The 4,122-nt window shown below is 63.9% G+C and carries 6 protein-coding genes; 3 read left to right on the top strand and 3 right to left on the bottom strand.

Features of this window, described 5'->3' with window-relative positions; genetic code table 11:
• On the bottom strand, positions 1-592 hold a 592-nt coding region (locus EOA27_RS25380), incomplete at its 3' end, for an extracellular solute-binding protein (RefSeq protein WP_127257539.1).
• Positions 593-764: 172 nt separating this feature from the next.
• Here EOA27_RS25380 and EOA27_RS25375 point away from each other — a divergent pair.
• Genes EOA27_RS25375 through EOA27_RS25365 form a run of 3 tightly spaced genes read left to right on the top strand, consistent with a single transcriptional unit; the run spans position 765 to position 3,494 of the window.
• Entirely contained in the window at positions 765-1,535 is a 771-nt protein-coding gene (locus EOA27_RS25375; protein WP_189343314.1) for an SDR family oxidoreductase, read from the top strand.
• 2 nt (positions 1,536-1,537) lie between these two features.
• Positions 1,538-2,605: a sn-glycerol-3-phosphate ABC transporter ATP-binding protein UgpC gene (ugpC, locus tag EOA27_RS25370; RefSeq protein WP_126080526.1), complete on the top strand. Its 1,068-nt coding sequence runs from the start codon at positions 1,538-1,540 to the stop codon at positions 2,603-2,605.
• A gap of 7 nt (positions 2,606-2,612) precedes the next feature.
• Positions 2,613-3,494, top strand: a complete 882-nt coding sequence (locus EOA27_RS25365) for a MurR/RpiR family transcriptional regulator (RefSeq protein WP_042645590.1) — start codon at positions 2,613-2,615, stop codon at positions 3,492-3,494.
• 174 nt (positions 3,495-3,668) lie between these two features.
• Here EOA27_RS25365 and EOA27_RS25360 read toward each other — a convergent pair whose 3' ends face one another.
• Positions 3,669-3,980, bottom strand: coding sequence for a DUF167 family protein (locus EOA27_RS25360; RefSeq protein WP_126080527.1), 312 nt, complete (start codon positions 3,978-3,980; stop codon positions 3,669-3,671).
• A partial coding sequence (locus tag EOA27_RS25355; protein ID WP_145970521.1) for a YggT family protein occupies positions 3,980-4,122 on the bottom strand: 143 nt, incomplete at its 5' end. The genes EOA27_RS25355 and EOA27_RS25360, both read right to left, overlap by 1 nt.

Genomic DNA, 4,122 nt, shown 5'->3' with positions numbered 1-4,122 from the left:
ACATCGCATAGTAGTAATAGACGTCGGTCTCGATCTCCTTGCCTTGCAAGCCGAAGCCGAAGGCGCCGACCGCCTTGATCTTGCGCGCGTCCTCCTGCAGCTCGGTCCAGGTCGCCGGCGGCTTGGCGATGCCGGCCTTCTCAAACAGCTCCTTGTTGTAATACATGGCGCGCGCGGAAGCTGCGATCGGCAGGCCATAGGTGTGGCCATTCATGATGGAGGGCTGCAGGAATGTGTCGATAAAGCGGTCCTTGAACTCGGGCTTGATGTAGCTGTCGAGCGGCTCGGCGACATCCTGCTGGACGAAGTCGATCAGCCAGCGGGTGCCGATGATCGAGAGATCCGCGTTGGTGCCGGCGGTGATGTCGGTGGTGAGCTTCTGCAGCAGCACATCCCACGGCACCACTTCATACTTGATGGTGATGCCGGGATTGGCCGCCTCGAATTCCTTCTTCACCGCTTCGAAATAGGGGCCGGTCTTGGCGCTGTATTCGGCGACGGTGACGCGCACCTCGCCCGCATCGGCTGGTGCTGCCAGGGCTAGCATGCTCATTCCGGCCAGCAGGCCGACAGTCCATTTTGCAAGGCTCATCTGAATTCTCCCATTGATGCACGTTGGCGCCTGCCTCTTGTGAGCACAGGATTTATGTTACTTTCCTACATTATCCATGATTTGGCGCTGCGCAAGCGGATTATCATGTTGCTTAATTACATTTGCTTGTTTAGCTTATTGGCTCAAAATGAGGGGTGGAGGAGGGCGCAGCGTGGGTTCGACAGCCGAGTTCGAAGGCAAGACCGTCGTCGTCACCGGAGCCGGCGGCGGCCTCGGCTCGGCGATCGTCGAGCTCATGGCCGAACGCGGCGCGCGCATCGTCGGCTGCGACCAGTCGGCGGAGGCATTGGTCAGCCCGCATATCGCTTCCCGCCACGTCTTCAACTTGCTCGACCGGGCGTCGATCGAAGCCGCGATCCCGGCGCTGCTCGACCAAGACGGCGTTCCCGACATCCTAATCAACAATGCCGGCTGGACGCGCGCCGAGACACTGGCGGCGCTGACGGCTGACAAGATCGAGCAGGAGCTCGACCTCAATTTGACCGGCGTGATGAGTTTCGCCGATCCGCTGATCAAGGCGATGGCTGGGCGCGGTTCGGGCAGCGTCGTCTTCATCTCTTCGGTCAACGCTATCGCGCATTTCGGCAATCCGGCCTATGCGGCGGCCAAGGCCGGCATCAACGCCTATGCCAAATCGGTCGCCGTCGAGCTCGGCCGCAGCGGGTTGCGCGCCAATGTCGTGTGCCCGGGATCGATCCGCACCGCCGCCTGGGACCATCGCCTGGCCAAGGATCCGGAGATCCTCGGGCGGCTGAAGCGGCTCTATCCGCTGGGCCGCATCGTCAATGCACGGGAAGTGGCCGAAGCTGTCGCCTTCCTTGCCTCCGAGCGCGCTTCCGGCATAACAGGCGCCGTGGTGCCTGTTGATGCCGGCCTGACAGCCGGCTACCTGCCTTTCATCGACGACATATTGGGAGCGTGACCATGACCGACGTCCAGTTCCGCAACCTGTCGAAGTCCTTTGGCCAGCACAAGATCCTCGAAGACATCAACCTCGACATCAAAACCGGCGAGTTCGTCGTGCTGGTCGGGCCGTCCGGCTGCGGCAAGTCCACGCTTTTGCGTATGCTGGCGGGGCTGGAAACGATCACCGCCGGCGATCTCGTCATTGGCGGCACGCGCGCCAACGACCTGCCGCCGCAGAAGCGCAATATCGCCATGGTGTTCCAGTCCTACGCGCTGTTTCCGCATCTGAAGGCCTCGGAAAATATCGGCTTTGGCCCAAAAATCCGCGGCGAGAACCGCGCCGCGATCGACGACAAGGTGAAGAAGGCTTCCAGCGTGCTCAACCTCTTCTCCTATCTCGACCGCTATCCGCGGCAGCTTTCGGGTGGCCAGCGCCAGCGTGTCGCCATGGGCCGCGCCATCGTGCGCGAGCCTTCGGTGTTCCTGTTCGACGAGCCGCTCTCCAATCTCGACGCGCAACTGCGCGTGCAGATGCGCACCGAGATCAAGGCGCTGCACCAGCGGCTGAAATCGACGATCGTCTACGTCACCCACGACCAGATTGAGGCCATGACCATGGCCGACCGCATCGTGGTGATGGACCGCGGCCGCATCCAGCAGGTCGGCCAGCCGCTGGAGCTTTACGACCGGCCTGCCAACAAATTCGTCGCCGGCTTCATCGGCTCGCCGTCGATGAGCTTTGTCTCTGGCGCGCTGAAGACGGCCGGAGCTCAGTCTTGGTTCGAGACCAGCGGCGGCGGCCGCCTGGCGCTCTCGGGCAACGCGGCTTCCGGCGGCGACACGGTTGAAGCCGGTATCCGCCCAGAGCATTTCATGGTCGGCGCCGGCGATGATGCTATCGCCATCAAGGTCGATGTCGTCGAGCCGACCGGTTCGGAAACGCATGTCTACGGTTCGGTCGGCGACGACACGGTACGCGCTGTGTTCCGCGACCGGCTGCAGGTGAAGCCGGGCGACCGGCTGCCGGTGCGTGTCGACCCGCGCAACATCCACCTTTTTGACAAGGCAACCGGCCTGCCGCTGTGAGAAGATGATGAAGAGCCCGGCCGACATCATCACCCGCCTGCAACTGATGTCGCAGGACGGCACCAAATCGGACCGACGGCTGGCGGGGTTGGTGCTTTCCGACCTTGATTTCGCGTCGAAGGCGGCCATCTCGGAGATCGCCGCGCGCGTCGCCGTCAGCGAGCCGACCGTTACCCGCTTCTGCCGCAATCTCGGCTGCGAGGGGCTTCGCGATTTCAAGTTCTACCTAGCGCAGGCCATCGCCATCGGCGGCCAGTATCTGTCGCCGGAGCCGCTCAGCCGCGACGCGCGCGAGCAGCGCATCGCCTCGGCCATCACCGAGGCGGCGATTGCCGCCATCCAGCGCGCCAGCGAAAACCTCGATATGACGACGCTGATGGATGTTGCCGCCCGGATTGCAAGTTCCGGCAACGTGCTCTGCATCGGCTCCGGCGGCATTTCCTCGATGATGGCGACGGAGATGCAGAACCGGCTGTTCCGGTTGGGCCTCTCGGCGCTCGCCCAGACCGACGGCCAGCTGCAGCGCATGTATGCCGCCGTCGCGACCCCGGAGACGACGCTGCTCGCCTTCTCCGTCTCGGGCTATGCGCGCTCGGTGATCGAGGCGGTCGAGGTGGCACAGCAATATGGCGCTGCCACCGTCGCCATCACCGCGCCGGACTCGGCCCTGGCCAAGGTCGCCGGCACGGTGATCCTTTTGCAGTCGGTCGAGGACGGCAACATCTACAAGCCGACCTCGTCGCGCTACGCGCTCCTGGCGATCGTCGACATGATCGCCACCACGGTGGCGGAATCGCGCGGACCGAAAGTGCTGGAGAATCTGCGGCGCATCAAGCAGAGCGTGAACACGCTGAAGGTGGACGATCCGAAGCTGCCGCTGGGGGATTGAGTGGTTTTGAAGACTCACCCTCACCCGGATTGCCGACCGAATTGCGAAGAGCAATTCGGGGCAATGCGACCTCTCCCCAAGGGGAGAGGAGCAGGTCGGCGCCGGCGCCAAGCTCTTCTCCCCGCCGGGGAGAAGGTGGCCGCGTAACGGCCGGATGAGGGGGCGTCGCCAGCGTTATTTGCTGAGCGTCTCAAGTCGCTCCACCAACTCAGCCGCATCCGCCACAACCCGCAGCGTCTTTAGCCGCGATGTACCGCCGGCGACTACGGAAACGGCCGACACCCGCACACCCAGCGCCTTGGCCATCATCCGCTCCAGCGCTTGATTGGCGGCGCCGTTTTCCGGCACGGCGCGCACGCGGGCTTTGAGGTGACTGCGCCCGTCGGCGGCGGTCTCGATGCCGTCGATCCGGTCAAGCGCCGCTTTCGGCGTCAGCCGCACGAAGAGGTCGATGCCGTTGTCGCGCAGCCGAAACGGCGTGCTCATCAGCCGCCGGCCACGACCCAGGACCAAACCGTGGTGACCAGGAACTGGCGGATGAAGAAAAGGATCAGCAGCAGGATGATCGGCGAAATGTCGATGCCGCCAAGATCGGGCATGAAGCGGCGGATGGGGCGCAGGGCCGGCT

Source organism: Mesorhizobium sp. M2A.F.Ca.ET.037.01.1.1 (genome assembly GCF_003998075.1).
Lineage (GTDB): Bacteria > Pseudomonadota > Alphaproteobacteria > Rhizobiales > Rhizobiaceae > Mesorhizobium.
This window is presented reverse-complemented; position numbering and strand designations above follow the sequence as displayed.